This is a genomic window from Pseudomonas sp. TE3644, from assembly GCF_056278815.1.
Genome location: NZ_JBWBQF010000001.1, coordinates 5,215,532 through 5,242,244 on the forward strand (window position 1 = coordinate 5,215,532; position 26,713 = coordinate 5,242,244).

General features: G+C 64.2%; 21 protein-coding genes. 12 read left to right on the forward strand and 9 right to left on the reverse strand.

Annotation, left to right across the window (positions count from 1 at the left end; all coding sequences use genetic code 11):
- The first annotated feature begins 134 nt into the window (after window positions 1–134).
- From ACZ9GA_RS23035 to ACZ9GA_RS23050, 4 genes are all read left to right on the forward strand, one after another.
- Entirely contained in the window at window positions 135–1,892 is a 1,758-nt protein-coding gene (locus ACZ9GA_RS23035; protein ID WP_457360587.1) for an ATP-binding protein, read from the forward strand.
- Complete coding sequence (locus tag ACZ9GA_RS23040) at window positions 1,889–3,226, forward strand: sigma-54-dependent transcriptional regulator (protein ID WP_457360585.1); 1,338 nt, start codon at window positions 1,889–1,891, stop codon at window positions 3,224–3,226. Before ACZ9GA_RS23035 ends, ACZ9GA_RS23040 begins: the two co-directional genes overlap by 4 nt.
- 289 nt (window positions 3,227–3,515) lie before the next feature.
- Window positions 3,516–4,835 (forward strand): MFS transporter, encoded by a 1,320-nt coding sequence (locus ACZ9GA_RS23045; protein ID WP_457360583.1) that lies wholly within the window; start codon window positions 3,516–3,518, stop codon window positions 4,833–4,835.
- Window positions 4,836–5,006: 171 nt separating this feature from the next.
- The gene (locus ACZ9GA_RS23050) at window positions 5,007–5,627 is read left to right on the forward strand and encodes a flavin reductase family protein (protein WP_457360581.1); all 621 of its coding nucleotides are present in this window, start codon (window positions 5,007–5,009) and stop codon (window positions 5,625–5,627) included.
- Between the two features lie 4 nt (window positions 5,628–5,631).
- On the opposite strand, the gene ACZ9GA_RS23055 is transcribed toward ACZ9GA_RS23050, so the two are convergent.
- Window positions 5,632–5,862, reverse strand: coding sequence for a hypothetical protein (locus tag ACZ9GA_RS23055; protein ID WP_457360579.1), 231 nt, complete (start codon window positions 5,860–5,862; stop codon window positions 5,632–5,634).
- Window positions 5,863–5,904: 42 nt separating this feature from the next.
- Complete coding sequence (locus ACZ9GA_RS23060; protein ID WP_027976962.1) at window positions 5,905–6,243, reverse strand: putative quinol monooxygenase; 339 nt, start codon at window positions 6,241–6,243, stop codon at window positions 5,905–5,907.
- Between the two features lie 292 nt (window positions 6,244–6,535).
- On the opposite strand from ACZ9GA_RS23060, the gene ACZ9GA_RS23065 reads away from it, so the two are divergent.
- Complete coding sequence (locus ACZ9GA_RS23065; RefSeq protein WP_457360577.1) at window positions 6,536–7,465, forward strand: AraC family transcriptional regulator; 930 nt, start codon at window positions 6,536–6,538, stop codon at window positions 7,463–7,465.
- A gap of 131 nt (window positions 7,466–7,596) precedes the next feature.
- Here the strand turns inward: ACZ9GA_RS23065 and ACZ9GA_RS23070 are convergent, their stop codons facing one another.
- Both ACZ9GA_RS23070 and ACZ9GA_RS23075 read right to left on the reverse strand, forming a co-directional pair.
- A complete protein-coding gene (locus ACZ9GA_RS23070) occupies window positions 7,597–9,045 on the reverse strand; it encodes an aldehyde dehydrogenase family protein (RefSeq protein WP_457363669.1) in 1,449 nt (482 codons plus the stop codon).
- On the reverse strand, window positions 9,042–10,676 hold the full coding sequence (locus tag ACZ9GA_RS23075) for a 5-guanidino-2-oxopentanoate decarboxylase (RefSeq protein ID WP_457360576.1): 1,635 nt from the start codon (window positions 10,674–10,676) through the stop codon (window positions 9,042–9,044). Before ACZ9GA_RS23075 ends, ACZ9GA_RS23070 begins: the two co-directional genes overlap by 4 nt.
- A gap of 116 nt (window positions 10,677–10,792) precedes the next feature.
- Between ACZ9GA_RS23075 and ACZ9GA_RS23080 the strand changes: the two genes are divergently transcribed.
- Window positions 10,793–11,674 (forward strand): LysR substrate-binding domain-containing protein, encoded by an 882-nt coding sequence (locus ACZ9GA_RS23080; RefSeq protein WP_457360574.1) that lies wholly within the window; start codon window positions 10,793–10,795, stop codon window positions 11,672–11,674.
- A gap of 358 nt (window positions 11,675–12,032) precedes the next feature.
- Here the strand turns inward: ACZ9GA_RS23080 and ACZ9GA_RS23085 are convergent, their stop codons facing one another.
- On the reverse strand, window positions 12,033–13,469 hold the full coding sequence (locus tag ACZ9GA_RS23085) for a pyridine nucleotide-disulfide oxidoreductase (RefSeq protein WP_476226892.1): 1,437 nt from the start codon (window positions 13,467–13,469) through the stop codon (window positions 12,033–12,035).
- Window positions 13,470–13,946: 477 nt separating this feature from the next.
- Here ACZ9GA_RS23085 and ACZ9GA_RS23090 point away from each other — a divergent pair, with 477 nt between their 5' ends.
- On the forward strand, window positions 13,947–14,120 hold the full coding sequence (locus ACZ9GA_RS23090) for a hypothetical protein (protein ID WP_155980425.1): 174 nt from the start codon (window positions 13,947–13,949) through the stop codon (window positions 14,118–14,120).
- On the opposite strand, the gene ACZ9GA_RS23095 is transcribed toward ACZ9GA_RS23090, so the two are convergent.
- A complete protein-coding gene (locus ACZ9GA_RS23095) occupies window positions 14,104–15,006 on the reverse strand; it encodes a helix-turn-helix domain-containing protein (protein WP_457363668.1) in 903 nt (300 codons plus the stop codon). The genes ACZ9GA_RS23090 and ACZ9GA_RS23095 overlap by 17 nt on opposite strands.
- Window positions 15,007–15,190: 184 nt before the next feature.
- On the opposite strand from ACZ9GA_RS23095, the gene pobA reads away from it, so the two are divergent.
- Together pobA and ACZ9GA_RS23105 are read left to right on the forward strand one after the other, a co-directional pair.
- Window positions 15,191–16,375 carry a 4-hydroxybenzoate 3-monooxygenase gene (pobA, locus tag ACZ9GA_RS23100; RefSeq protein ID WP_457360570.1) on the forward strand — a complete coding sequence of 395 codons (1,185 nt, stop codon included), beginning with the start codon at window positions 15,191–15,193 and terminating at the stop codon, window positions 16,373–16,375.
- Between the two features lie 84 nt (window positions 16,376–16,459).
- Window positions 16,460–17,929 (forward strand): MDR family MFS transporter, encoded by a 1,470-nt coding sequence (locus ACZ9GA_RS23105; RefSeq protein WP_457360568.1) that lies wholly within the window; start codon window positions 16,460–16,462, stop codon window positions 17,927–17,929.
- 121 nt (window positions 17,930–18,050) lie between these two features.
- Here ACZ9GA_RS23105 and ACZ9GA_RS23110 read toward each other — a convergent pair whose 3' ends face one another.
- The 3 genes from ACZ9GA_RS23110 to ACZ9GA_RS23120 all read right to left on the reverse strand — a co-directional run bounded on the left by ACZ9GA_RS23110 (window position 18,051) and on the right by ACZ9GA_RS23120 (window position 20,607).
- Window positions 18,051–18,857: a cache domain-containing protein gene (locus ACZ9GA_RS23110; RefSeq protein ID WP_457363667.1), complete on the reverse strand. Its 807-nt coding sequence runs from the start codon at window positions 18,855–18,857 to the stop codon at window positions 18,051–18,053.
- A 92-nt stretch (window positions 18,858–18,949) separates the two neighbouring features.
- Complete coding sequence (locus tag ACZ9GA_RS23115; RefSeq protein WP_457360566.1) at window positions 18,950–19,834, reverse strand: DMT family transporter; 885 nt, start codon at window positions 19,832–19,834, stop codon at window positions 18,950–18,952.
- A 140-nt stretch (window positions 19,835–19,974) separates the two neighbouring features.
- Window positions 19,975–20,607: a TetR family transcriptional regulator gene (locus ACZ9GA_RS23120; protein ID WP_457360564.1), complete on the reverse strand. Its 633-nt coding sequence runs from the start codon at window positions 20,605–20,607 to the stop codon at window positions 19,975–19,977.
- A gap of 248 nt (window positions 20,608–20,855) precedes the next feature.
- Between ACZ9GA_RS23120 and ACZ9GA_RS23125 the strand changes: the two genes are divergently transcribed.
- From ACZ9GA_RS23125 to adeC, 3 genes are read left to right on the forward strand one after another with little or no spacing between them, the layout of a single operon-like run.
- Entirely contained in the window at window positions 20,856–22,007 is a 1,152-nt protein-coding gene (locus ACZ9GA_RS23125) for an efflux RND transporter periplasmic adaptor subunit (RefSeq protein WP_457360562.1), read from the forward strand.
- Between the two features lie 3 nt (window positions 22,008–22,010).
- Window positions 22,011–25,184 (forward strand): efflux RND transporter permease subunit, encoded by a 3,174-nt coding sequence (locus ACZ9GA_RS23130; protein WP_457360560.1) that lies wholly within the window; start codon window positions 22,011–22,013, stop codon window positions 25,182–25,184.
- The gene (adeC, locus tag ACZ9GA_RS23135) at window positions 25,181–26,638 is read left to right on the forward strand and encodes an AdeC/AdeK/OprM family multidrug efflux complex outer membrane factor (protein WP_457360558.1); all 1,458 of its coding nucleotides are present in this window, start codon (window positions 25,181–25,183) and stop codon (window positions 26,636–26,638) included. The genes ACZ9GA_RS23130 and adeC overlap by 4 nt, the downstream gene beginning before the upstream one ends.
- Window positions 26,639–26,713 lie beyond the last annotated feature (75 nt).

Below are 26,713 nucleotides of genomic sequence, written 5' to 3' on the forward strand. Positions count from 1 at the left end.
TGCAAAGGAGGGCCAGCGCAGCCTGCCGGCAGCGGCTACGGGGTACTTGGGAAGCATTACCCATGACGTGCAGCAACGCCCCACGCTGCCCGTCATGGTATGGTCTTGCCCCCCAAAACTGTCGGCTCTGCCCCATGCGCCCCAGATTCCGTGCCCTGCGCCTGCCCCTCATCACCTTGCTGATCGTTGCCGGCACGCTGGCCTCCGCCTGGTGGGCCATGCGCCACGCCCAGCGCCTGGCCATGGCCGAGGATGCCGCGCGCGCCCAGCAGCAATTGGGCTTGTACGCCAACTCGCTGCACACCCTGATCGAACGCTACCGCAGCCTGCCGGCCGTGCTGGCCCTGGACCCGCAACTGATCGAGGCGCTGAAGGGGCCGGTCAGCGCCGCTACCCAGGATCAGCTCAACCGCAAGCTTGAGCGCGTCAACCTGGCCGCGCAGTCCTCCACCCTGGAACTGCTGGACCACAACGGCCTGGCAGTGGCCGCCAGCAACTGGCAACTGCCCACCAGCTACGTGGGCCAAAACTACGGCTTCCGCCCCTATTTCCTGCAAACCCGCAGCCAGGGCAGCGGGCGCTTCTATGCCGTGGGCGTGACCAGTGGCGTGCCGGGGTATTTCCTGTCCAGCGCGGTAAAGGATCAACAAGGCGAGTTTCTCGGCGCCATGGTGGTCAAGCTGGAGTTTCCCGAACTTGAACGCGAGTGGCGGCAAGGCAGCGATACCCTGCTGGTCAGCGATGCCCGCGGCATCGTGTTCATCGCCAATCAGCCGGGCTGGCGCTATCGCCAGCTAAGGCCCCTGAGCGCAGCCGACCGCAGCGAGCTGGCCGCGACCCGCCAGTACGATCGCCAACCCCTTACGCCATTGACCATGCAACCGTTGCAGGCCTTCGAGGGGGACAGCCTGCTGGCCCGTGTCGACGGCCCCGGGGGCAGCGCCGACTATTTGTGGGAGTCGCTGCCCCTGGCCAGCGAAGGCTGGACCCTGCACCTGCTGCGCAAGCCGCCGCCCGCTATCGAGGAAGCCCGCAACGCCGCGCTGGCAGCTGCCGGCGCGTGGCTGAGCCTGGTGTTCCTGGCACTGTTCCTGTATCAGCGCTGGCGCCTGGCCCGGGTGCGCCAGCGCAGCCGCGAAGAACTGGAAGCGCTGGTAGAAGTGCGCACCCGCGATTTGCAAACAGCCCAGGACGGCCTGGTGCAAGCGGCAAAGCTGGCGGCACTGGGGCAGATGTCGGCAGCGCTGGCCCATGAGATCAACCAGCCGCTGACGGCCCAGCGCATGCAGTTGGCCACCCTGCGCCTGCTGCTGGACCATGGCCGGGTCGACGATGCCTATCAGGCGCTGTTGCCGCTGGAGCAGATGCTCACGCGCATGGCCGCGCTCACCGGGCATCTGAAAACCTTCGCGCGCAAAAGCCCGGCCGGCCTGCGCGAACGCCTGGACCTGGCCGACGTGGTGGACCAGGCCCTGCAACTGCTGGAACCGCACATCCGCCAGGAGCGCGTAAGCACCGTGCTGCACCTGACCCGGCCCGCCTGGGTGCGCGGTGACGCGATCCGCCTGGAGCAGGTGCTGATCAACCTGCTGCGCAATGCCCTGGACGCCATGAGCCAGAAGCCGATCCGCCGACTGGAAGTGCGCATCGATCCCGACCCGGCCGGCTGGCGTCTGTCAGTGGCCGACAGCGGCGGTGGCATTGCCCCCGAATTGCTGGCCACGGTGTTCGACCCGTTCTTCACCACCAAGCCGGTGGGCGACGGCCTGGGCTTGGGGCTGGCGGTGTCCTACGCTATCGTTCACGAAACCGGCGGGCACCTGAGCGCCGCCAACCAAGGCAACGGTGCCATCCTGAGCCTGGTGTTGCCTGCCGAGAAAGCGCCCACATGACCTCACCCGCCCTGCCCCAAGTCATCGTTGTCGACGACGACGCCAGCATCCGCGACGCCGTGCGCCAGTGGCTGAGCCTGTCGGGCTTTGAGGTGGCCACCCATGAGCGCGCCGAAGACTGCCTGGCCACGCTGCCTGCGGACTTCCCCGGGGTGATCCTCAGCGATGTGCGCATGCCCGGCATGGATGGCCTGCAACTGCTGGCACAGGTGCAGGCCCGCGATCCGCAACTGCCGTTGATCCTGCTGACCGGCCACGGTGACGTGCCCATGGCGGTGGAGGCCGTGCAGGGCGGCGCTTATGACTTCCTGGAAAAACCCTTCAGCCCCGACACGCTGATGAACAGCCTGCGCCGCGCGCTGGACAAACGCACGCTGGTGCTGGACAACCGTCGCCTGCAGGCCCGCGCCAGCCATCACGACCGCTTGCAGGCCGACCTGCTGGGCCAGTCGCCGACGATGCAGCAGTTGCGCCGACGCCTGCTTGACCTGGCGGTGTTGCCGGTCAACGTGCTGATCCGTGGCGAGACCGGCAGCGGCAAGGAGCGCGTGGCGCGCTGCCTGCACAGTTGCGGCCCACGGGCGGACAAACCCTTCGTGGCGCTCAACTGCGCGGCTATCCCCGAAGCGTTGTTCGAAGCCGAGCTGTTCGGCCATGAAAGCGGTGCGTTTACCGGTGCGCAGGGCCGACGCATCGGCAAACTCGAACATGCCGACGGCGGCACCCTTTTCCTGGATGAGATCGAAAGCCTGCCGCTGGCCCAGCAGGCCAAGCTGCTGCGGGTGATTCAAGAGCAGACGCTGGAGCGCCTGGGTTCCAACCACAGCATCCGCATCGACGTGCGCATCGTCGCCGCCACCAAACCGGACCTGTTGCAGGAGGCGCGCGCCGGGCGCTTTCGCGAAGACCTGGCGTACCGCCTCAACGTGGCCGAACTGCACCTGGCGCCGTTACGCGAACGGCGCGAGGACATCCCGCAACTGTTCGAACACTTCGCCCAGCTGGCGGCTGCCCGCGTGGGCCGTGAGGTGCCACCACTGGCCACCGCGCACCTGGCGCACCTGCTGAGCCACGACTGGCCCGGCAACGTGCGCGAACTGGCCAATGCGGCCGAACGCCATGCCCTGGGCCTGGAAGCGCCGCTGGCCGACACCGCCGCCGGCACATCGCTGGCCGCGCAACAGGAAGCCTTCGAAGCCCAATGCCTGCGTGCTGCCCTCACCCGGCACCAGGGTGACATCAAGGCCGTGCTGGCCGAACTGCAACTGCCGCGCCGCACCCTCAACGAAAAAATGCAGCGCCACGGCCTGCTGCGCGAAGACTTCCTGCCCTGACGCCGCCCAGCCCGCTTTTTGTGGGACCGGGCGAAGCTCGGGAAAAGAACACCGCGGTCCTCCTGCCAATACCCGGCGCTCGCTTCCCGAGCTTCGCCCGGTCCCACATGAGGGGGCGTGTACATCGGCGGTTTCTTGCCTAACCACTGATCGCAAATGAGCGGTTTTTTGCCTATCGAGGTGCCGCAACCCCTCTAAACCGGCCACCTCCAACCTGGCACGCCCCCTGCTATATCCCTGCCAAGGCACGCAGTGCGTTGCCATACAAAAACAACTAAAGGGATCCCTCATGGAACACTCCACACCCCTGCCCGTCGGGGCGCAGGCGCCCGCCGCCACAAAAACCACCAGCAGCCGCCTCAAGTCGATCTTCAGCGGCTCGGTGGGCAACATGGTCGAGTGGTACGACTGGTACGTGTACGCCGCCTTCTCGCTGTACTTCGCCCAAGTATTCTTCCCCAAGAACGACCTCACCGCGCAATTGCTCAACACTGCTGCAATCTTCGCCGTGGGCTTTTTGATGCGCCCTATTGGCGGCTGGCTGATGGGCCTGTATGCCGACCGCAAGGGCCGCAAGGCGGCGCTGATGGCCTCGGTGCTGCTGATGTGCTTCGGCTCGCTGATGATTGCCCTCACGCCCAGCTATGAAACCATCGGCGTCGGCGCGCCGATCCTGCTGGTTATCGCGCGACTGATGCAGGGCCTGTCGGTAGGCGGCGAGTACGGCACCTCGGCCACCTACCTCAGCGAGATGGCCACCAAGGAACGTCGCGGCTTTTTCTCCAGCTTCCAGTACGTGACCTTGATCTCCGGGCAGCTTATCGCCCTGGCGGTGCTGATCGTGCTGCAACAGACCCTGACTGAAGAGCAATTGCTGGCCTGGGGCTGGCGCGTACCGTTCGTGATCGGCGCGATGTGTGCGGTGGTGGCCCTGTGGCTGCGTCGCGGCATGGAGGAAACCGCGTCCTTCACCCAGAAGAAGGAAGCGCCCAAGGAAAGCCTGATGCGCACCCTGATGCGCCACCCCAAGGAGCTGCTGACCGTGGTGGGCCTGACCATGGGCGGCACCCTGGCGTTCTATACCTACACCACCTACATGCAGAAGTACCTGGTGAACACCGTGGGCATGAGCAAGGCCGACTCGACCATGATCTCGGCCGCCACGCTGTTCCTGTTCATGTGCCTGCAACCGGTGATCGGCGCACTGTCGGACAAGATCGGCCGCCGCCCCATCCTGATCGCCTTCGGCGTGCTGGGCACCCTGTGCACCGTGCCGATCCTCACCACCCTGCACACCATCGAGACCTGGTGGGGCGCGTTCTTCCTGATCATGGCGGCGCTGATCATCGTCAGCGGCTACACCTCGATCAACGCGGTGGTGAAGGCCGAGCTGTTCCCCACTGAAATCCGCGCCCTGGGCGTAGGCTTGCCCTATGCGCTGACGGTGTCGATCTTTGGCGGCACGGCCGAGTTCATCGCCCTGTGGTTCAAGAGCATCGGCATGGAGAGCGGCTACTACTGGTACGTGACGGCGTGCATCGCCTGTTCGCTGCTGGTGTACGTGTTCATGAAAGACACCCGCACCCATTCGCGTATCGACACCGACTGAGGACTACCCCCCGTAGCCGCTGCCGCCAGGCTGCGCTGGCCCCCAGGTACACTGAAAATCTTCAGGGTTTACACCCGCCAGCGCAGCCTGCGGCAGCGGCTACAGGTGGTTGCGCCAGCGGGGCGAGGGGCGGCACACTCAGCCCCTCCCCCACCCCGCCAGGATCGTGCAATGCCCGACGACATCCACTTCTACCAACCCTCCCAAGGCCACGGCCTGCCCCACGATCCGTTCAACGCCATCGTCGGCCCGCGGCCCATCGGCTGGATCTCGTCCCACGACGAGCACGGCCGCCTGAACCTGGCGCCCTACAGCTTCTTCAACGCCTTCAACTACATCCCGCCGATCATCGGGTTCTCCAGCATCGGCCGCAAGGACAGCCTGAACAACATCGAGAAAACCGGCGAGTTCGCCTGGAACCTGGCCACCCGGCCGCTGGCCGAGCAGATGAACCAGAGCTGCGCCGCCGTGGCGCCTGACGTTGACGAGTTCCAGCTCAGCGGCCTGACCCCGGTGGCGTCGAAGGTGATTGCCGTGCCACGGGTGCAGGAAAGCCCGGTGTCATTCGAGTGCAAGGTCACGCAGATCATCCAACTGCAGCGCGCCGACCAGCAGGTGGTGCCCAGCTGGCTGATCCTGGGTGAGGTGGTGGCGGTGCATATTGCCAAATGGCTGCTCAAGGACGGCGTCTACGACACCGCCGCCGCCCAGCCGATTCTGCGTGGCGGCGGCCCGGCCGACTACTTCCAGCTCGGCCCAGAAGCGCTTTTCAAAATGTACCGCCCACAGTAAAGCGTTACCACACCAGCTCGCCGTCGGCGTCGACATCGGCCAGTCTGGCCAGTTCGTCGCAGGCGGCCTGGTCAGCGCTCATGGCGGTACTGAAGGTGCTGCCCGGCAGTATCTTGTGGAAGCGCGGCGCGCCACCGGCGCCCAGTTCCTTGACGGCAATGGCTGCGCTGTAGCCGCCCTCGCCTGGTACTGCGGCCGAAACGGCCTCGAAGTGCTGAAATTCTCTGCGTGCCATTGTGTGCCCCGGCCATTGATCGAAGCCGGGCATTGTAGCGGCTCAACTGGCCAGTTTGTGCACGGCCGCGCAACCGCGCGCCTCGACGTCGCTGAAGGTGTGGAAATCCAGACTGGTGACCAGCAGGTCGCTGACCAGTGCATCAAACACCTGCATCACCGGCGAGGCGAACCACACCGACATCGCTTGCTGGTTGACCCAGAAGCCGCTGATCAGCCACAAGTCCTCGTCGCACTGGGAATGTTGCAAGGCGAAATGCAGGCAACCCGGGGTGTGGCGCGTGGGCAGCAACAGGCGCTCCAGGCGCTGGCCCAGTTCCGCCGAACGCCCGGCACGGGCGCGGATGAATGCACAATGGCTGACGGGGGTGGATACAGACATGGGATGGCTCTCCGTAGTCGACTGATTCTGGTGGTACGGCAACAGAGATTAAGCGCTGCCGCCAACCGGCGTTAGTCGATTCCTGCCTGTGGCTTGCCTGATCCTGCGCAAGGCATTCCCCGCAGCCAGCAACCGCTGAAATGACCGGACAACCGGTATCCGCCAATCAGGCCCGCACCAACGGGGCCACTGGGTAACATCGGCAGGATCAGGCAAGCATCCGACAGGATCGGACTGGCGCTGGCGCTTGCACAAAACTATCCTCGGCACATTCGCCCACCGAGGCTTTGCCATGACTGATTTCGAGCGTCTCCACGCCCAGCTGGACCCTTTCATGGAAAGCCAGCGCGCCACCCTTGCCGAGCTGGTCGTGCGCCACACCAACGGCAACGGCAGTTTCACCTCCGCCGTGCCTTCGCTGATCCTCAGCCGCCAGGATCAATGCAGCCAATCCTTCCCGGCCTTGATGAGCCCTGCCCTGTGCATCCTGGCCAATGGCAGCAAACGCGTGCGCCTGGGCGCCGAAGACTACCTGTACGACCCGCTCAACTACATGGTGGTGTCGGTGGCCATGCCGGTCAGCGGCGCCATTCTGGAAGCCTCGCCCGAAAGCCCGTGCCTGTCGTTGCGGCTGGACATCGACCCGGGGGAAATCAATGCGCTGATTGCCGCCGCCGGCCCCTTGGGCGTGCCAACCCGGCCGACCGAACGCGGGCTTTACGTGGAACAGCTGGACGCGCCGCTGCTGGACGCGGTGGTGCGCCTGGTGCGCCTGCTCGATACCCCGAAAGACATCGCCATGCTGGCGCCGCTGGTGCGCCGCGAGATTCTCTATCGCCTGCTGCGCAGCCCGCAGGGGCATCGGTTGTATGAGATTGCCGTGGGCAACAGCCAGATGCACCGGGTGACCCAGGCGATCAAATGGCTGAACAACCATTTTGACCAACCACTGCGCATGGAAGACCTGGCGCGCGAGGTGAACCTGAGCGTGTCCACCCTGCATCACCGGTTCAAGGCGATGACGTCGATGAGCCCGCTGCAGTATCAGAAGCAGCTGCGCTTGCAGGAGGCCCGGCGGTTGATGTTGAGCGAAGGGCTGGATGCGTGCGCGGCGGGGTATCGCGTGGGCTATGAAAGCCCCTCGCAGTTCAGCCGCGAATACAGCCGGCTGTTTGGCGCGCCGCCAGCCCGAGATTTGCAGCGCCTGCGCATCAGCGTTTGACCCGCAGATCGACTTCAAACTTATCATGTGTGGGAGCGGGCTCTGCCCGCGAATGGCACACCGCGAACTGCGTCGCCTGCTTCGCGGGCAGAGCCCGCTCCCACAGCAGCAAGGTGCCAATTCCTGCCCGGTCAGCAAGCCCGCACGATATGCTTGATCTCCTGGAACGCCTGCACCCCCCACGGCCCCAGCTCACGCCCCAGACTGCTCTGCTTGTAACCACCCCACGCAGTCTGCGGGAAGATCACCTGCGGCGCGTTGATCCACACCAGCCCGGCCTGCAAGGCATTGGCCACCTGCCCCGCGCGCTGCACGTCAGCGCTGACCACGCTGGCCACCAACCCGAAATCACTGTCGTTGGCCAGTTCGATGGCCTGCGCCTCGCTGTCGAAAGCACGCACGCACAACACCGGCCCGAAGATTTCCTCGTTCCACAGCGCGCTGTCCAACGGCACGTCGGTAAATACCGTGGGCTGCACGAAGTAGCCCACCGGCAAGGCAACCGGGCGTGCACCACCGGTGACCAGCGTAGCGCCCGCCGCGATACCCGCCTCGATATGCCCCAGCACGCGCTGGAACTGCGCACGGTTGACCAGCGCGCCCATCTCGGTGCCGGGCTCGAACGGATCACCCTGCACGATTGCCTCGGCGCGGGCCTTGAGCCGTTGCAGGAACTCGTCGTACAGCGGCTGGGCCACCAGCACGCGGCTGGTGGCGGAACACATCTGCCCGGCGTTGAAATACCCGCCGCCGCTGGCCAGCTCTACCGCCAGGTCCAGATCAGCGTCTTCCAATACCAGCAGCGCCGACTTGCCGCCCAGCTCCAGGCTCACGCCCTTCACAGTTTCCGCCGCCCGTTGCATCACCTGCACGCCCACCGCGTTGCTGCCAGTGAAGGAAATCTTGGCGATGCGCTTGTGCGCCGCCATCGGCGCGCCTACGGCCAGGCCGGTGCCGCACACCAGGTTGAACACGCCCTGGGGCAGGCCGCACTCGGCGATGATGGCGGCCAGCTCCAGCTCGGCCAGGGGCGTGACTTCCGAGGGTTTGAGCACCACGCAGCAACCCGCCGCCAGCGCAGGCGCCAGCTTCCAGGCGGTGGTCACCATGGGGAAATTCCACGGCACGATCAGCCCCACCACACCGCACGGCTCGCGCCGCACCTGGGCGCTGAATTCGTCGGTGGGCAGCGGTACCGGGGTATCGCGCTGCTCGTCCAACTGCTCGGCCAGGCCGGCGTAATAGTTGAAGGTGCCGATCACGTCGTCCACGTCGATACCGGCCTCGAACAGCGGCTTGCCGTTGTTGCAGGCCTGCAACTGCACCAGGCGCTCGCGGCGTGCCTCGACGCCATCGGCGATGGCGCGCAAGTAAGCGGCGCGCTGGCGCGACGGGGTGTGCGACCAGCCGGCGAAGGCGCGCTGGGCAGCGGCCACGGCCAGATCCACGGCGCTTGCGTCGGCGCCATCGACGTGGGCCAGCACCTGCTCATTACTCGGGTTGATCACCGTCAGAGGCTGAGGGCCGTGGTGCCATTGGCCGTCGATGAACAGGCCGGCCAGGTTCTGCGGGAAATTCAGCATGGGTGGAACTCGCTCATCCAGGTGGTTTGGTCGATTTCAATCAGGGTGGGCACTTGCCGGTCGCAGGCAGCTCGCAGCGCCTCGCACAGGCCGGGCACGTTGTTGGCCGCCTGGGCGGCGCAACCCATGGCGCGGGCGATGGCGATAAAGTCTGGGGTGTGGATGTCGACGCCCACCGGCTCGATGGCGCGGTTGACCATGTATTTCTTGATCTCTTCGTAGCCCTGGTTATTCCACAGCAGCACGATCACCGGGATGCGCGCTTCCACGGCGCTGGCCAGCTCCGGCAGGGTGAACTGCAGGCCGCCGTCGCCAATCAGGCACACCACCGGCGGCCGCTCGGCACGGCTGCCACCGCCGCCCAGCCAGGCGCCGATAGCTGCCGGCAAGGCGTAGCCCAACGTGCCGTAGCCGGTGGAGGCGTTGAACCAGCGGCGCGGGTGGTCCATGTCCAGGGTCAGGTTGCCGGTGTAGACGGGCTGGGTCGAATCGCCGACCAGCACCGCGCCGGGCAGCACCTGCAGCAGGGTTTGCAGCATCAGGGTCTGCGCCTGGGTGGGTGCATCCCATTCGCTGGCCAGCACGGCGCGCAGGTCGCTGACACGCTTGGCACCCCATGACTGTTCACGCGGCTGCAGCCCGTCCAGGGCATCGAGCAGCGCCTGTGCGGCGCTGTCGGCATCGGCCACCAAGGCTACCTTGGGCAGGAAATTGCGCACGGTCTGGTCGGGGTCGATGTCCACGCGCAGCAGGGTGCCGGGGATGCGGAATTCGCCCTTGAAGGTAATGTCGTAGTCGGTTTCGGCCAGTTCGGTGCCGATGGCCAAGACTACGTCGGCCTCGTCGATCAGTTGGCGAGTAGCCGGTAGCGACTGGGTGGAGCCGATCAACAGCGGATGACCGGCCGGCAACATGCCCTTGGCGTTGATGGTCAGCGCCACCGGCGCCTGCAACCGCTCGGCCAGGCGGGTCAGCGCCGGGGCCGCATCGATGGCACCGCCACCGGCCAGAATCAGCGGCCGCCGGGCCGTGCGCAGCCAACCGGCCATCTGTTCCACCGCCGCCGGCGCGGCACCGGCCCGCTGCACCCGTACCGGCTCGCAGGCCAGTAGCGCATCGGCATCCTCCACCAGCACATCCAGCGGGATCTCGATATGCACCGGGCGCGGGCGCGCGCCGTCGAACACTGCGAAAGCACGGGCCAGTGCGGCGGGCAGGTCGGCGGCGGCCATCAGCGTATGGGAAAAGGCGCACACGCCGGCCACCAAGGCACTCTGGTTGGGCAGTTCATGCAGCTTGCCCCGCCCGCCGCCCAGCTGGCTGCGCGACTGCACGCTGGAAATCACCAGCATGGGGATGGAGTCGGCGTAGGCCTGGCCCATGGCAGTAGTGATGTTGGTCATGCCCGGGCCGGTGATGATGAAGCACACCCCCGGCTTGCCACGGGTACGCGCATAGCCGTCAGCCATGAAGCCGGCGCCCTGCTCGTGGCGCGGCGTCACGTGTGCGATGGGCGAGCGCGCCAGCCCCCGGTAGAGCTCCACGGTATGCACACCGGGAATGCCGAACACCTGCTCCACCCCGTAGCCTTCGAGGAGCTTGACTAAAACTTCGCCGCACGTCGCCATTGTTTCGCCGCCTGTGTGTTGTTGTGCAATCGGCGGTCATTTCAGCGGTGATGGGGGATGCGCACAAACCAAAAATAGTCATACTAGCCATGTCCCCAGATCATGGCTGAACGCACATGAAACGCCTGCCGCCCCTCCCCGCCCTGCACACCTTCCTGGTCACCGCCCAGTGCTGCAACTTCACCCGTGCCGCCCAGCAGTTGCACATCACCCAGGGCGCGGTAAGCCGACAGATTGCCGGCCTGGAAAGCCACCTGGGTTACCCGCTGTTCATGCGCCAGGCGCGTGGGTTGAGCCTGACGCAACAGGGCCGCGAGCTGTTCCCGCGTATCCAGCAGGTATTCGGCTTGATCGAAGAGGCGGTGGAAGTGGCCGGGGGCAGGCGCCAGGCCTTGCAGCTCAAGGCGCCTACCTGCGTGATGCGCTGGCTGTGGCCGCGCCTGATGCGCTGGCAGGCCGAGCGCCCGGACCTGCCGGTGGAGCTGACCACCACGGTGCAACACGGTGTCGACTTTCGGCATGAGAGCTTCGATGCCGCGATCATCTATGGCCCAGAACCGGCGGCAGGACAAAGCCCGCGACATCTGTTTGATGAGGAGCTGACACCGGTGTGCGCGCCATCGTTGCTCAACGGTGCGCAACCCTTGCAACAGCCCGCCGACCTGCGCCAGCACATGCTGCTGCACCCCACCCGTGACGAGCAGGACTGGGAGACCTGGCTGTCGGCCGCAGGCGTGACCCTGCCCAACCTGAGCCAGGGCCAGCATTTCGAAACCCTGGACCTGGCGATGTCGGTGGCCACCCAAGGCACGGGCGTGGCGATTGGTGACTGGGCGCTGATTGCCGAAGACCTGGCGCAGCAGCGGCTGGCCATGCCCTTCGAGCTGAAGGTACGTACGGGGTTGGCGTATTACCTGGTGCAGCCGCCGCGCAGCACGCCGACCGAAGGGACACTGGCGTTTGCCGATTGGCTGGCGCGCCAGGCCGCCCAACGTTGAGGGGCGAACCTTAAACCGCGTTATCTGCATCGCGGCCAAGGCCGGCTCCTACCACGGACGGCGTAGGAGCCGACCTTGGTCGCGATGCAGATAACGCGGTTAGCTGTAGTAGCGGCCGCCTTCGGCTGTCACACCACTTCCTGTGGGAGCGGGTTCTACCCGCGAAAAGAACACCGCGTAATACCTGGCGCCTCGTGGCGTCCTTTTCGCGGGTAGAACCCGCTCCCACAATGTCTGCATCGCGGCCAAGGCCGGCTCCTACACGGACGGCGTAGGAGCCGACCTTGGTCGCGATGCAGACGACGCGCAGTCGCGAAACAAAAAAAAGGCGAACCCACCGGGTTCGCCTTTTTTTGCATCAGGTCGATGCTTCCTGCCAATCATCCCCTACCCGCCGCTGCGGCCAACCATGCGCCATCTCCAGTTCCAGGTGCACCACCGCAGCCGCACCCGCCAAGTCCGCCAAGCGCTGCAACACCGCATCAATCACCACCCGGCTGGCATCATGGTGGAACTGCCACACCCCATAAATCCGCCCGCTGAACGAAGGCTCGCTACCCAATAGCGGATCAACCCCCAGCCCCGATCCCAGGCCGAACAAATGCAAGCCATGCATGCGCCGCCCCTGCTCGTCGAAGGGGCAGCCGCTGGCGTCGGAGTCCAGCCCGCCGGTCACCTGGCGCAACTGCACCAGGGTACCGTCGGACCAGCGCATCAAGGGCAACAGCGGCTGGTAGCCGGTGCACTGCATCACCACTGCAGCGTCGCGCAGCACTTCGCTGGCGCTCCACATTTGTTCAGGGTTGCTGCCATCGGTCTGGAACAGTCGAGCGCGTACCGAGGTAGTCCCGACATAGCCGCGCTCCAACACTTCACGCCCCACCGACAGCGCCCGGTAGCGCAGGCCGCCGGACCGGTTGACCCGCCCGGACACCGGGCACACATCGGCCACGGGGTCGAAGGCGTAGCCGTTGACCTGGGCCTGCTCGACGCTTTCATAGAACAGCCGGATGGGCGAGCGGTGGATCAGGTTCACTTGCTCAAGCCCGATGGGCTCCAGCGCCACGGCAATGTTTTCCAGCATGGAAAAGGCACTGTGCGAGCCGCCGATCACGGTAAAGCTGCCGCCGTCGGCCACCACCGGCGCGAAGCTGTCGCGCAGCGCCTGGGGCGACATGCGCAGCAGGCTGTCGGCGCTGCGGATTGATTGCATGGGCGGCAGCGCCAGGCCCTGGGCCTTGAGGCCGTCGAGCAGACGCTGCGGGTCCTGCCGACCGCCCAGGTTGAGCACCAGGGCGCGGCTGCAGATGCTGCAGATGCGCTGCACCTTGCCCCGATGCTCCACCCAGATGTGGTATTGATCGCGCTCGCAGATCACCTCGGTGATCAGGGTCTCACTCCACAATTGCACGCTGTAATGGGCGACGATGTAGTCGAGCACCAGTTGCGAGGCTTCGAACAGCAAGGTGCCGACTTCCGACAGCAGCGGCGCCTCCTGGGCCTGATCGCGGATGCGCCAGTACGCTGGGGAGGATTGCAGGGGGGCAAACACCTCGGCCATCGCCGGGTCGCGCAGGCAATCGAGAAACACATCACCCACCGAGTTGGCGGTGATCTGATAGTCCCCCAGACGACCGATGCCCGGGGCCGGGCTGGCGTCGACAATGATCAGGCCATAACGGGCCAATTCGGCGATAGTGCCGGTGCGCAAGGCGTTGAACAATAGCCCCATGCCCGCGGGACCGGCGCCACCCACTACGCAGCCGGTGGTGGTCTGCAGATAGTTTCCGAACATATTTGACTCCAGTGCGATGGATCGCCGCCAGGTTTACACCCGGTCAACTTTTTTTGGACGAAGAAGCAAGCGTCGCCAACCGCACGGTCAGGCGGGGCGATTGAGCATCAGGAAAAGTGGGGCGAGACGCAGCGCGGGGCATGGCTACCGCACAGAAGCTGGTCTGGATAGGCTGGGTAATGAGGGTAAACAGGTGGCGGCAAAGAAGGCGCAACGCCATGACACGATAGTTCCAGAGAACCCCTGCGGCGTCAACTTACTGTAACTTTGCCGCACGCAACCGTTTGGCAGTCATAACAGGCTGTTTATAAAGGAAATAAAAAAATACTAATTTCGAATCAGTCTATCCAGCCGATTCTTAAGCATGAAACATTTCGTATCAAACCGCTAACATTCCAGCTGGAGCCATCACCCTCGCACACCTTGTTCTAGACTTGTTTATAAGAGTTAAAGCCTTACATGCCGAAGGTGAGCGTGATGATTATTACAACAAGAAAGTGCGTGATGCCGCTGTTGGTCATTTTAGTGACAGCCCTGTATGCCACCGCTGCCTGGCGCGTGGAACAGGCCCGCAACGTGCCGCGCCTGGAGATCAGTTGCAGCACCACCATGTGCCTGCCGCACTCCGGCGCCTTCAACGCCCTGCGCTGAGTTCTGGCTGCGCACTGCCCGCCTGGCGAAATGCCCGCGGGGACAGGCCGGCCAGGCGCCGAAAGAAGCGGGAAAAATAGGCCGGGTCGGCAAAGCCCAGGCTGTCTGACACCTGGCTGACCGTCATGCTGGTGTAGATCAGGTTGCGCTTGGCTTCCAGCAAAAGGCGCTGGTGAATGATCTGCGAGGCCGACTGCCCCGCCATATCGCGGCAGACGTTGTTCAGGTGCGCCACTGAAATACCGGTGGCGTACGCCAACTGCTCGACGCTGGGCTGGCTGCGGAATTGCGCCTCCACCCGCCGGGTAAAGGCATTGAAATACTCACGTCCGCGCTCCACCGTCTGCGCCGCACTGCTGCGCTGGATCATCTGCCGACTGACCCACACCACCAGCACGTTGATCAATGAATGCAGCGCCAGGTCGCGGCCCGGCAGGGTCTGTGAGTACTCACGCTGCAAGGCCGACACCAGGCCATTGAGGTAGTCGCGGTCGGCGCCTGCGGGGAAGTTGGCCGGGCTGGCGAGCACTTCGCCGCTGGCGCCCAGCAGCGCCTTGAGTTCGCTGACCAGGGGCGCGGCCAGGGTAATGACGTGGCCGTCGATGTCTTCGGAAAAGCGAAAGCCGTGCACGTACAGCGGTGGCACCACCTGCAGCGCCGACTCGGTGATCAGCCGTCGCTGGCCCTCCACCTCGATTTCCGCCTGCCCGGCATGCACGTACAGCAACTGGCAGAGGTCGGCATGGCGGTGCGGCTTGATTTCCCAGTGGTAGAGGCGGCTGCGCTTGGGGATGGTCTCGCAGTGCAACAGGTCGGGGGTCAGCCAGTCCTGGCCTTCGCCATACAGCTTGAACACCGGAATGGGCGGCGAAAATTCCCGCGACATCATGACGCACTCCTCAAGGGCAGATACCGCTCGATAATCGCACCGATTAGCCAAAAGTACAAAAGAAGGCGGTTTTTTCACCTTCCGAAGCCCACGTTTCAAGCGAAAAATGCAGGCACTCCAATCATAAAAACTATTCGCCAGTGGCCCCTGGGCCCAGCGAAACATGCCTGGGACAACAACAATGAAGACTCAAGTCGCGATTATCGGCGCCGGTCCCTCCGGCCTCCTGCTGGGCCAGCTGCTGCACAAGGCCGGCATTTCCAACGTGGTGCTCGAACGCCAGACCCCCGACTATGTGCTCAGCCGCATTCGTGCCGGCGTGCTGGAGCAAGGCATGGTCGACCTGCTACGCAAGGCGGGCGTCAGCCAGCGCATGGACGCCGAAGGCCTGGTGCACACCGGCTTCGAACTGGCCTTCAACGGCCGCCGCGCGCACATCGACCTCAAGACCCTGACCGGCGGCAAGACCGTGATGATTTACGGCCAGACCGAGGTGACCCGCGACCTGATGGCCGCCCGTGAAGCCTGCGGCGCCCAGACCATCTACGAAGCCGCCAACGTGCGCCCCCACGAGATGAAGGGCGAGCAGCCGTACGTCACCTATGAGAAAGATGGCGAAACCCATCGCCTGGACTGCGACTACATCGCCGGCTGCGACGGCTACCACGGCGTGGCGCGGCAATCGATTCCGGCCGACTCGATCAAAGCCTTCGAGCGCGTGTACCCGTTCGGCTGGCTGGGCATTCTCGCCGACACCCCACCGGTCAACGAAGAGCTGGTGTACGCCAACCACGAACGCGGCTTTGCCCTGTGCAGCATGCGCTCGCAAACCCGCACCCGTTATTACGTGCAGGTCAGCGCCGAGGAGAAAGTCGAAGACTGGTCCGACGAGCGCTTCTGGGATGAGCTCAAGGCCCGCCTGCCAGCCGACCTGGCCCAGCGGCTGGTCACCGGCCCATCCATCGAGAAAAGCATCGCGCCGCTGCGCAGCTTCGTGGTGGAACCCATGCAGTATGGCCGCCTGTTCCTGGTCGGTGACGCCGCGCACATCGTCCCGCCCACCGGCGCCAAGGGCCTGAACCTGGCCGCCAGTGACGTCAGCACGCTGTTCGACATCCTCTGCAAGGTGTACCAGGACGGCCGCACCGACCTGCTGGCCAAGTACTCCGAAGTCTGCCTGCGCCGCGTGTGGAAGGCCGAACGCTTCAGCTGGTGGATGACCTCGGTGCTGCACAAATTCCCCGACACCGACGACTTCAGCCAGCGCATCCAGCAAACCGAACTGGACTACTACGTGGGCTCGGAAGCCGGGCGCAAGACCATCGCCGAAAACTACGTGGGCCTGCCCTACGAAACAATCGAATAGAACGCATAGCTAGCTATCGAGTAAACTGAGGGGACTTTTCCCCTCGGTGCCGCCGGGGGTTTCTCTGCCTTGCAGGCCTGCCCCGTGACCAACCTGAACCACCCCCAACCTGCCCTGCGCAGCATCCTGATCTCATTGATGCTGGCGATTTTCCTGGGCGCCCTCGACCAGACCATCGTCGCCGTGTCGATGCCAGCCATCTCTGCGCAGTTCCACGACGTCAACCTGCTGGCCTGGGTCATCTCCGGCTACATGGTGGCCATGACCGTGGCCGTGCCTATCTATGGCAAGTTCGGCGACCTGTACGGTCGGCGCCGCATGATCCTCATCGGCCTTGCGCTGTTCACCGGTGCCTCGCTGTTCTGCGCCTTGGCGCAGAGCATGGAGCAATTGGTGCTGGCGCGGGTGATCCAGGGCATCGGCGCCGGCGGCATGGTGTCGGTCAGCCAGGCGATCATCGGCGACTTCGTGCCGCCGCGCGAGCGCGGGCGCTACCAGGGGTATTTCAGCAGCATGTACGCCGCCGCCAGCGTGGCCGGGCCGGTGCTGGGCGGCTACATGACCGAGTATCTGTCGTGGCGCTGGATATTCCTGCTCAACCTGCCGCTGGGCCTGGGTGCCTGGCTGTATGCCCGCCATGTGTTGGTAGGGCTGGCGGTGAAGCGTCGGCAGCCGATCATCGATTACCTGGGCACCGTGCTGATGATCGTCGGCCTGACCTCGCTGCTGCTGAGCATCACCGAGCTGGGCCAGGGCCGCGCTTTCGGCACGGCGCCGGTGTGGGGCACGCTGCTGCTGGCGGTAGTGGCCCTGGGGCTGTTCGTGCGCCATGAACGTCGGGCACCGGAGCCGTTGCTGCCCATGCACCTGTTCAGCATTCGCCCGGCGGTGCTGTGCTGGTGCACGGTGTTCTTCACGTCGTTCCAGGCTATTTCCCTGTCGGTGCTGATCCCGTTGCGCTTCCAGACCGTGACCGGCGCGGGCGCCGATGCCGCCGCGCTGGATGTGCTGCCTCTGGCCATCGGGCTGCCGATCGGCGCCTTCCTGGGCGGCCGGCACACGGCCCGCAGCGGGCGCTTCAAGCCAGTGATCCTGACGGGCACGCTGTTGATGCCGCTGGGTATCCTGGGCCTGGCCTTCACCCCGCCCGACGCCCTGTGGCTCAGTGGCGTGTTCATGCTGTTGACCGGTTTTGCCGCCGGGCTGCAATTCCCGACCTCGCTGGTGGGTGCGCAGAATGCGGTGCAGCAGCAGGACATTGGCGTGGGCACCAGCACCACCAACCTGTTCCGCTCGCTGGGTGGGGCGATGGGCGTGGCGTGCATGTCGGCGCTGTTGCTGGCGTTGTTGCACGGATTGGATCTGGGGGCTGACGGGGCTTCGGGCGATGCCTTGCTGGCCAGCCTGAACGCCAGCACCGGCGCGGCGCAGGAAGCCTTACGCGGGAAGTTGCTGGAGACGTTTCGGTTGTTGCTGATGGGCAGTGCGGCAGTGTCGGTGCTGGGGCTGGCGGCGGCGCTGGCGATGCCCAACAACATCCTGCGCGGTCGGTAACCCTGTAGCCGCTGCCGCCAGGCTGCGCTGGCCATGGAACACGCTGCAAATCTTCAGCGCACACAGCGGCCAGCGCAGCCTTCGGCAGCGGCTACAGGTATCGAGCGAATGAAAAGGGGTATCAACGACTGTAATACCCCACCGCAACCATCACCTGCCCCACCTTGCGCACATACACATGCTTGTCTTCCACATGGCTGGTCACCGGGTTGCGCCAGCGGTAGTCGTACTCGCCACTGTCCTGTTTGGCCATCATCGCCAGGATCGGCTCGCCCACCGGCTTGCCGTCAGGGTCGCGCACGGTGTTGAAGTCGACGTTGACCAGGCGCTGGTTGGTGCCATGGGCCAGGTAGCGGTGGCTGTCCAGGTCGACCACGAACACATAAAGGTCATCCTGCAGGTAACCGCCCTTGAGGCTGTTGATGTCCAGCAACGCCTGTTTCTGATCAGCCTTGATGCCCGCCACGGCCTTGTCCAGCAAGGCCTGGGCCTGTTGCGCGGAGGCCCGCGGCAGGTAGTAACCCACGGCAATGATGCGCTCGCCGATGCGCTGGTAGAACACCCGCTTGCGCTCCACGCGGCCATCCTGCCAGTTCTGCCATTTGTATTCGGCCTGCTGGATGCCGTTGCCTTCAGGCACGTTCAACGCCTGCTTGAACGCCTGTTGCAGGTCGGGGCCGATGACGTCGTTGACGTTGCGCCCGATCAGCGCCGCAGACGGCCCGCCGCTGGCCAGCATCACGCCCTTGGTGTCGACCACGAACACGTAGCGGTCGTCGTCGATGAACTGCCCCTGGCGGCTGAACGCGGCCAAGGCCTTGTCGCCGTTGTCGTGATAGTAGGCCAGGGCTTTTTCCAGCAGCGCCTTGGCGGCAGCGGCCTGTTTGGCATCATCGTTGGCGGCGGCCAGCACCGTCGGCGACAGCATCGCCAACAGCAGCAGCGCCCAGCACCTGCGTGCAATGTCCTTCATGGGGCCACACTCTCTTGTTGTTAGGTCAACAGAGCGTAGCCGCCGATTCAGCGTTTGCGTTGCGCCCAGGCCACGGCCAGGCCGCTCATGCAGATCACCGCAATGCCGGTCAGCGCCCAGGCATCGGGCGTGTGGTCGAAGATCAGGTAACCATAAATGCCGGCGAACAGAATCTGCCCGTAGCTGAACGGCGCCAGCATGGCCGGCGGTGCGTGGCGGAAGGCCTGGGTCAGCAGCAAATGGCCGAGCATGCCGCAGGTGCCCAGGCCGATCATGAACAGCGCATGCAGCCAATCAGGGCGCACCCAGAAGAACGGCAACAAGGCTGACATGATCAACGTGTTGAATATGCCTGCCAGGAAGTTACTGGTGGTAGGGCTGTCGATATCACTGAGTTTGCGCGTGATCAGCTGATAGAAACCGAAGCACAACGCCGACCCCAGCGGATAGAGAATGGCCGGCGTGAACAGATCGCCGCCCGGCCGTACCACGATCAGCACCCCGACAAACCCGGCCAGCACCGCCAGCCACTGGTTGCGGGTGACCTTCTCGCCCAGCACCACCACCGACAGCGCCGTGACCAGCAGCGGCGCCAGGAAGTTGACCGAGGTGGCCTCCGCCAGCGGGATATAACGCAAGCCGGTGGTGAACAGCAGGCTGGTGCCGATCAGGCAAACAGCCCGCACCAATTGCAGCCCGGGGCGCTTGGTGCGGATCACGTTGGACAGCCCCGCGCGCGGCACGAACACCACCAGCATCAACAAGGTGTGCACCAGGTAGCGCGCCCATACCACCATGACGATGGGATACAGGCCGGAGAGGAATTTGGACAGGGCATCATGGCTGGCAAACAACAGCACCGACAAACAGATCAAGCCGATGCCCTTGAGGGGCTGGTCGTTGCCATTGAGCAGATTGGTCTGCGAAGTCATTCACACGCTCGGCGCAAAAAACAAAAAAATACTTAGCCTACTAACTATTCAAACAAGGTCTGCGCGTGGATAATGGCACACAGCCAATGCGCTTTAATTCTGCTATCAGCTTATACGTTGATACAACCGGAATTACACTTTCATTTGCGAAGTGCCGGGCTCAAGCGCAGCATATCGAAACATGCGTCAACCCATTTCTCGGCCTGCAGGTTCAGGTCGAAACTCTCGGGCACCAGCAACCATTGCCCCAGCATGCCATCGATATAAGCGTGCAACACTACCGCAGCACGGGCGGTATCCAGATCTTCGGGCAACTGCCCACGATTGACTGCATTACGCAGCGACAGATCGATGCGCACATTGCAGTCCAGGCTGGCGGCTTGCCGCTGGCGTCGAATGTCACACATTTCGTCGGTGAACTCGCACTTATGGAACATGATCTCGTTAATGCGCCGCGTACTGGGATCCAGTGCAACTTGCTGGAACAGATGTACCAGCAACTTGTGCATGCAGCCCAATGGGTCGAGTTCTTCCTCGCTTTCACTGGCGCGTGCCAATTCATCCAGCGGTTCATGCAGCGAATCGAGCATCGCCTGCACCAGATCGGCCTTGTTGCTGAAATGCCAGTAGATGGCACCCCGGGTCACGCCCGCCAGGGCCGCGATATCGGCCAGGGTGGTACGCGCCACGCCGCGCGAATAGAAGGCGTTCTGGGCGGCTTCGAGAATCTGGTGTCGAGTCTCCTGAGCTTCCTCTTTCGTACGTCGAACCATGGCAGTAAAACCTCTATCAGGGGCCACGCTGCGCTGGGCAGTCGGGGTCGAATCGGGGCGGCGCTTGTAATGCCTGCTCCCGGGGTGCGAATCAATGCCCGATGACCCTGTGGCGGGTCGAATCGGGTGTTTACAAACAACCATGAATGTAAGTATATTCGTTAGTAAGCTACTTATCTAGTAGCAACCGTTTCCCGCCATTCCACTATTCTTGAGCATTCACCTGTGCTCCTGACCCGAGGATTTTCATGCAATTCAAGCCAGCTGTTACCGCTCTGGTTTCCGCCGTCGCCCTGGCCACTTTGCTCAGCGGCTGTAAGAAGGAAGAGGCGGCACCCGCCCCGCAAACTCCTCAGGTCGGCGTCGTAACCCTGCAACCACAAGCCTACACCCTGACCTCTGAATTGCCGGGCCGCACCACCGCGTTCCGCGTGGCTGAAGTTCGTCCTCAGGTCAATGGCATCATTCTCAAGCGCCTGTTCACTGAAGGCTCGGACGTGAAGGCCGGCCAGCAGCTGTACCAGATCGACCCGTCGGTGTACGAGGCCACCCTGGCCAGCGCCCAGGCCACCCTGCAGGCGTCCAAGTCGCTGGCTGATCGCTACAAGCAGTTGATTAGCGAGCAGGCCGTCAGCCGTCAGGAATACGACAACGCCCGTTCCACGCAATTGCAGAACGAAGCGGCGCTGATGACTGCGCAGATCAACATGAAGTACACCAAGGTGTACGCGCCGATCACCGGTCGCATCGGCCGCTCGGGCGTGACCGAAGGTGCGCTGGTGACCGGTGGCCAGACCGACGCCATGGCGACCATCCAGCAACTGGACCCGATCTACGTCGACGTGACCCAGTCCTCGGCCGAAATCCTCAAGCTGCGTCGCGACCTGGCCAGCGGTGCGCTGCAGAAAGCCGGTGACAATGCCGCCAAGGTGCAGCTGACCCTGGAAGACGGCAGCAACTACGGCAAGGAAGGCAAGCTGGAGTTCTCGGAAGTGTCGGTTGATGAAACCACCGGTTCCGTGACCCTGCGCGCCGTGTTCCCCAACCCCGACCACACCCTGCTGCCAGGCATGTTCGTGCACGCCAAGCTGGAAGCCGGTGTTGCCGCCCAGGCCATCCTGGCGCCCCAACAGGGCGTTACCCGCGACCTGAAAGGCACCCCGACCGCACTGATCGTGAATGCCGACAACAAGGTCGAGCTGCGTGAGCTGAAAGCCAGCCGCACCGTGGGCACCCAGTGGCTGGTGGAAGACGGCCTGAAAGCCGGCGACCGCCTGATCACCGAAGGCCTGCAGTACGTGAAACCGGGCGTGGAGGTCAAGGCGACCGAAGCCACCAACGTCAAGCCTGCAAACCCTGCCCCCGCCACCAATGCGTCCGCAGGCGGCAAAGGGGAGTAAACCATGTCGAAATTCTTTATCGACCGTCCGATTTTCGCCTGGGTAATTGCCCTGGTGATCATGCTGGTCGGCGCCTTGTCGATCATGAGCCTGCCGATCAACCAGTACCCGGCGATCGCACCCCCTGCCATCGCCATCCAGGTGACCTACCCGGGTGCGTCCGCACAGACCGTGCAGGACACCGTGGTACAGGTGATCGAGCAACAGCTCAATGGTATCGACAACCTGCGCTATGTGGCCTCGGAAAGTAACTCCGACGGCAGCATGACCATTACCGCCACCTTCAACCAGGGCACCAACCCTGACATCGCCCAGGTACAGGTGCAGAACAAGCTGAACCTGGCCACCCCGCTGCTGCCCCAAGAAGTGCAGCAACAGGGTATCCGCGTGACCAAGGCGGTGAAGAACTTCCTGATGGTGGTGGGCCTGGTGTCCACCGACGGCAGCATGACCAAGGACGATCTGAGTAACTACATCGTCTCCAACATGCAGGACCCCATCTCCCGTACCGCCGGTGTGGGTGACTTCCAGGTGTTCGGTGCCCAGTACGCCATGCGTATCTGGCTGGACCCGGCCAAGCTCAACAAGTACTCGCTGACCCCGGGCGACGTGTCCACCGCCATCTCGGCGCAGAACGTGCAGGTGTCTTCCGGCCAGCTGGGCGGCCTGCCTGCCATGGCTGGGCAAGAGCTCAACGCCACCATCATCGGCAAGACCCGTCTGCAGACCGCCGAGCAGTTCCGCAACATCCTGCTCAAGGTCAACACCGACGGCTCCCAGGTACGTGTAGGCGATGTCGCCGAAGTGGGCCTGGGCGGTGAGAACTACAGCATCAACGCACAGTTCAACGGTGCCCCGGCCTCGGGCCTGGCGATCAAGCTGGCCACCGGCGCCAACGCGCTGGACACCGCCAAGGCGATCCGCCAGACCATCAACGACCTGCAGCCGTTCTTCCCGCCTGGCGTGAAAGCGGTGTTCCCGTACGACACCACCCCAGTGGTCACCACCTCGATCCATAACGTGGTGGAAACCCTGGTCGAGGCGATCATCCTCGTGTTCCTGGTGATGTACCTGTTCCTGCAGAACTTCCGCGCCACCGTCATCACCACCATGACCGTGCCGGTGGTATTGCTGGGTACCTTCGGGATCCTGGCCGCCGCGGGCTTCACCATCAACACCCTGACCATGTTCGGCATGGTGCTGGCCATCGGCTTGCTGGTGGACGACGCCATCGTCGTGGTGGAAAACGTGGAGCGGGTGATGGCCGAGGAAGGCCTGTCACCCAAGGAAGCCACCAAGAAATCCATGGGCCAGATCCAGGGCGCCCTGGTGGGTATTGCCATGGTGCTGTCGGCGGTATTGCTGCCAATGGCGTTCTTCGGCGGCTCCACCGGTGTGATCTACCGTCAGTTCTCCATCACCATCGTCTCGGCCATGGCCCTGTCGGTCATGGTGGCCCTGATCTTCACCCCGGCGCTGTGCGCCACCATGCTGTCGCCTATCAAGAAGGGCGAGGATCACCACAAGCACGGTCGTTTCTTCAACTGGTTCAACCGTACCTTCGACAGCGGCGTGCAGAAGTACGAAGCTGGCGTTGGCCACGTACTGCGTCGCAAGGCGCCTTACCTGTTGGCCTACGTGCTGATCGTGGTCGGCATGGCCTGGCTGTTCACCCGCATCCCTACCTCCTTCCTGCCCGAAGAAGACCAGGGTGTGATTTTCGCCCAGGTACAGACCCCGCCCGGCTCCACCGCCGAGCGTACGCAGACTGTCATCGACAGCATGCGCAAGTACCTGCTGGACGAGGAGAAAGGTGCGGTCAGCTCGGTGTTCACCGTGAACGGCTTCAACTTCGCCGGTCGCGGCCAGAGCTCGGGCATGGCCTTCATCATGCTCAAGCCATGGGATGAGCGTAACGCCGACAACACCGCCGCCGCCCTGTCGGCCCGTGCCCAACAGCACTTCTTCAGCCTGCGCGACGCGATGGTGTTTGCCTTCGTACCGCCTGCGGTACTGGAACTGGGTAACGCCACCGGTTTCGACATCTACCTGCAGGACCGTGCCGGTATCGGCCACGACAAGTTGATGGAAGCGCGCAACCAGTTCCTGGGCATGGCCGCGCAAAGCAAGATCCTCACGCAGACCCGTCCCAACGGCCTGAATGACGAGCCGCAGTTCCAGCTGGAAATCGACGACGAACGCGCCAGCGCCCAGGGCGTGACCATCGCCGACATCAACACCACCCTGTCGGTGGCGTTGGGCGGCAGCTACGTCAACGACTTCATCGACCGTGGTCGGGTGAAGAAGGTGTACGTGCAGGGCCAGGCCAATTCGCGCATGAACCCTGAAGACCTGAACAAGTGGTACGTGCGCAACAGCGCCGGCACCATGGTGCCGTTCTCGGCCTTCGCCAGCGGCAAGTGGATCTACGGCTCGCCGAAACTGGCCCGTTACAACGGTGTGGAAGGTGTCGAGATCCTCGGCTCCCCTGCCCCGGGCTACAGTACCGGTGAGGCCATGGCCGAAGTGGAGCGCATTGCTGCCAAGCTGCCCAAAGGCGTGGGCCTGTCCTGGACCGGCCTGAGCTATGAGGAACGCCTGTCGGGTTCCCAGGCGCCGGCGCTGTATGCCATTTCGATGCTGATGGTGTTCCTGTGTCTGGCCGCCCTGTATGAAAGCTGGTCGATCCCGATCGCGGTCATGCTGGTGGTGCCGCTGGGTATCATCGGTGCGCTGCTGGCCACCAGCCTGCGCGGCCTGTCCAACGACGTGTACTTCCAGGTGGGCCTTTTGACCACCATCGGTCTGGCGGCGAAAAACGCCATTCTGATCGTCGAGTTCGCCAAGGAACTGCACGAGCAGGGCCGCAGCTACACCGAGGCGGCCATCGAGGCTTGCCGGATGCGTCTGCGTCCGATCATCATGACCTCGCTGGCCTTCATCCTCGGCGTGGTGCCCCTGGCCATTTCCCATGGCGCAGGCTCCGGCAGCCAGCACGCCATCGGTACCGGCGTAATTGGCGGTATGATCACGGCTACTACCCTGGCACTGTTCTGGGTACCGCTGTTCTTCGTGTCGGTGTCGTCGCTGTTCGGTGACAAGCGCAAGAAGGATGAGCACGCGTCGCACGAGTCGATCGAATCGACCCAAACTCCACGTAACGAGGCTGGGCAATGAGCAAGTCCCTAGTGTCCATCGCGGTCGCCGCGGCCATCCTCAGCGGCTGCTCGCTGATCCCGGATTACAAGCAGCCGGCCGCGCCTGTGCCGGCCCAGTACCCGCAAGGGCAGGCATACTCGCCTGCCCAGGCAGCCGCCATGGCCGCTGCCGAGCAGGGCTGGCAGCAGTTTTTCCATGATCAGGCATTGCAGCAGTTGATCCAGGAATCGCTGGTCAACAACCGTGACCTGAAAGTGGCGATCCTCAACGTGCAGGCCTACCAGGCGCAGTACCGCATCCAGCGTGCGGACCTGTTCCCGGCAGTCAGCGCCAACATGACCGGCACCCGTGCCCGCACCCCGGCCGACCTGAGCTCCACCGGCACGGCCGTGGTAGGCGGCGAGTACACGGCCAACCTGGGTATCAGCTCGTACGAGCTGGACCTGTGGGGCCGCGTGCGCAGCCTCAGCCAGCAGGCGCTGGAAACCTACCTGTCCAGCGAGGAAGCACGTCGCTCCACGCAGATCAGCCTGGTGGCCAGTGTTGCCAATGCCTATTACACCTGGCAGGCCGACCAGAACCTGCTGAAGCTGACCCAGGACACCCTCAAGGCGTTCGAGGAAAGCTACCGCCTGACCGCGCGCAGCAGCGAAGTGGGCGTGTCTTCGGCGCTGGACCTGGCCCAGGCGCGCACTTCGGTGGAAACCGCCAAGGTCAGCCTGGCCAAGTACCAACGCCAAGTGGCCCAGGACGAAAACGCCCTGGTGCTGCTGCTGGGCGGCCCGCTGCCGGCCAACCTGGCCAAGGCGCAGCCGCTGGATGGCAACCTGCTGACCGAAGTGCCGGCCGGCCTGCCGTCCGACCTGCTGCAGCGTCGTCCGGACATCCTCGAAGCCGAGCACTCGCTGAAGGCGGCCAACGCCAACATCGGCGCGGCCCGTGCGGCGTTCTTCCCGAGCATCACCCTGACCGCCTCGGCGGGTAGCGCCAGCTCCCAGCTGGGCAACCTGTTCAAGGGTGGCCAGGGCGCCTGGACCTTCGCCCCGGCCATCAACCTGCCGATCTTCAACGCCGGCAGCCTGAAGGCCAGCCTGGATTACGCGAAGATCCAGAAGGACATCAACGTCGCCAACTACGAAAAAGCCATCCAGACTGCCTTCCAGGAAGTCTCCGACGGTTTGGCGGCGCGCAAGACCTTCAAGGAGCAGTTGCAGGCGCAGAAAGACCTGGTGCAAGCCAACCAGGACTACTACCGCCTGGCCGAGCGCCGCTACCGCATCGGCGTGGACAGCAACCTGACCTTCCTGGACGCCCAGCGCTCGCTGTTCAGCGCCCAGCAGTCGGCGATCAGCGATCGCTTGTCGCAGTTGACCAGCGAGGTCAACCTGTACAAGGCGCTGGGTGGCGGCTGGTATAAGCAGACGGGTGAAGCGCAGGCCAGCGAGCAGCAGGCTGAGGCACCGAAAGGCTGATACCGATGGAACCTGAAAAAGCCCGCCCTTGTTGGCGGGCTTTTTTGTGGGTGGGGTTTGGGGTGCATGGCTGGG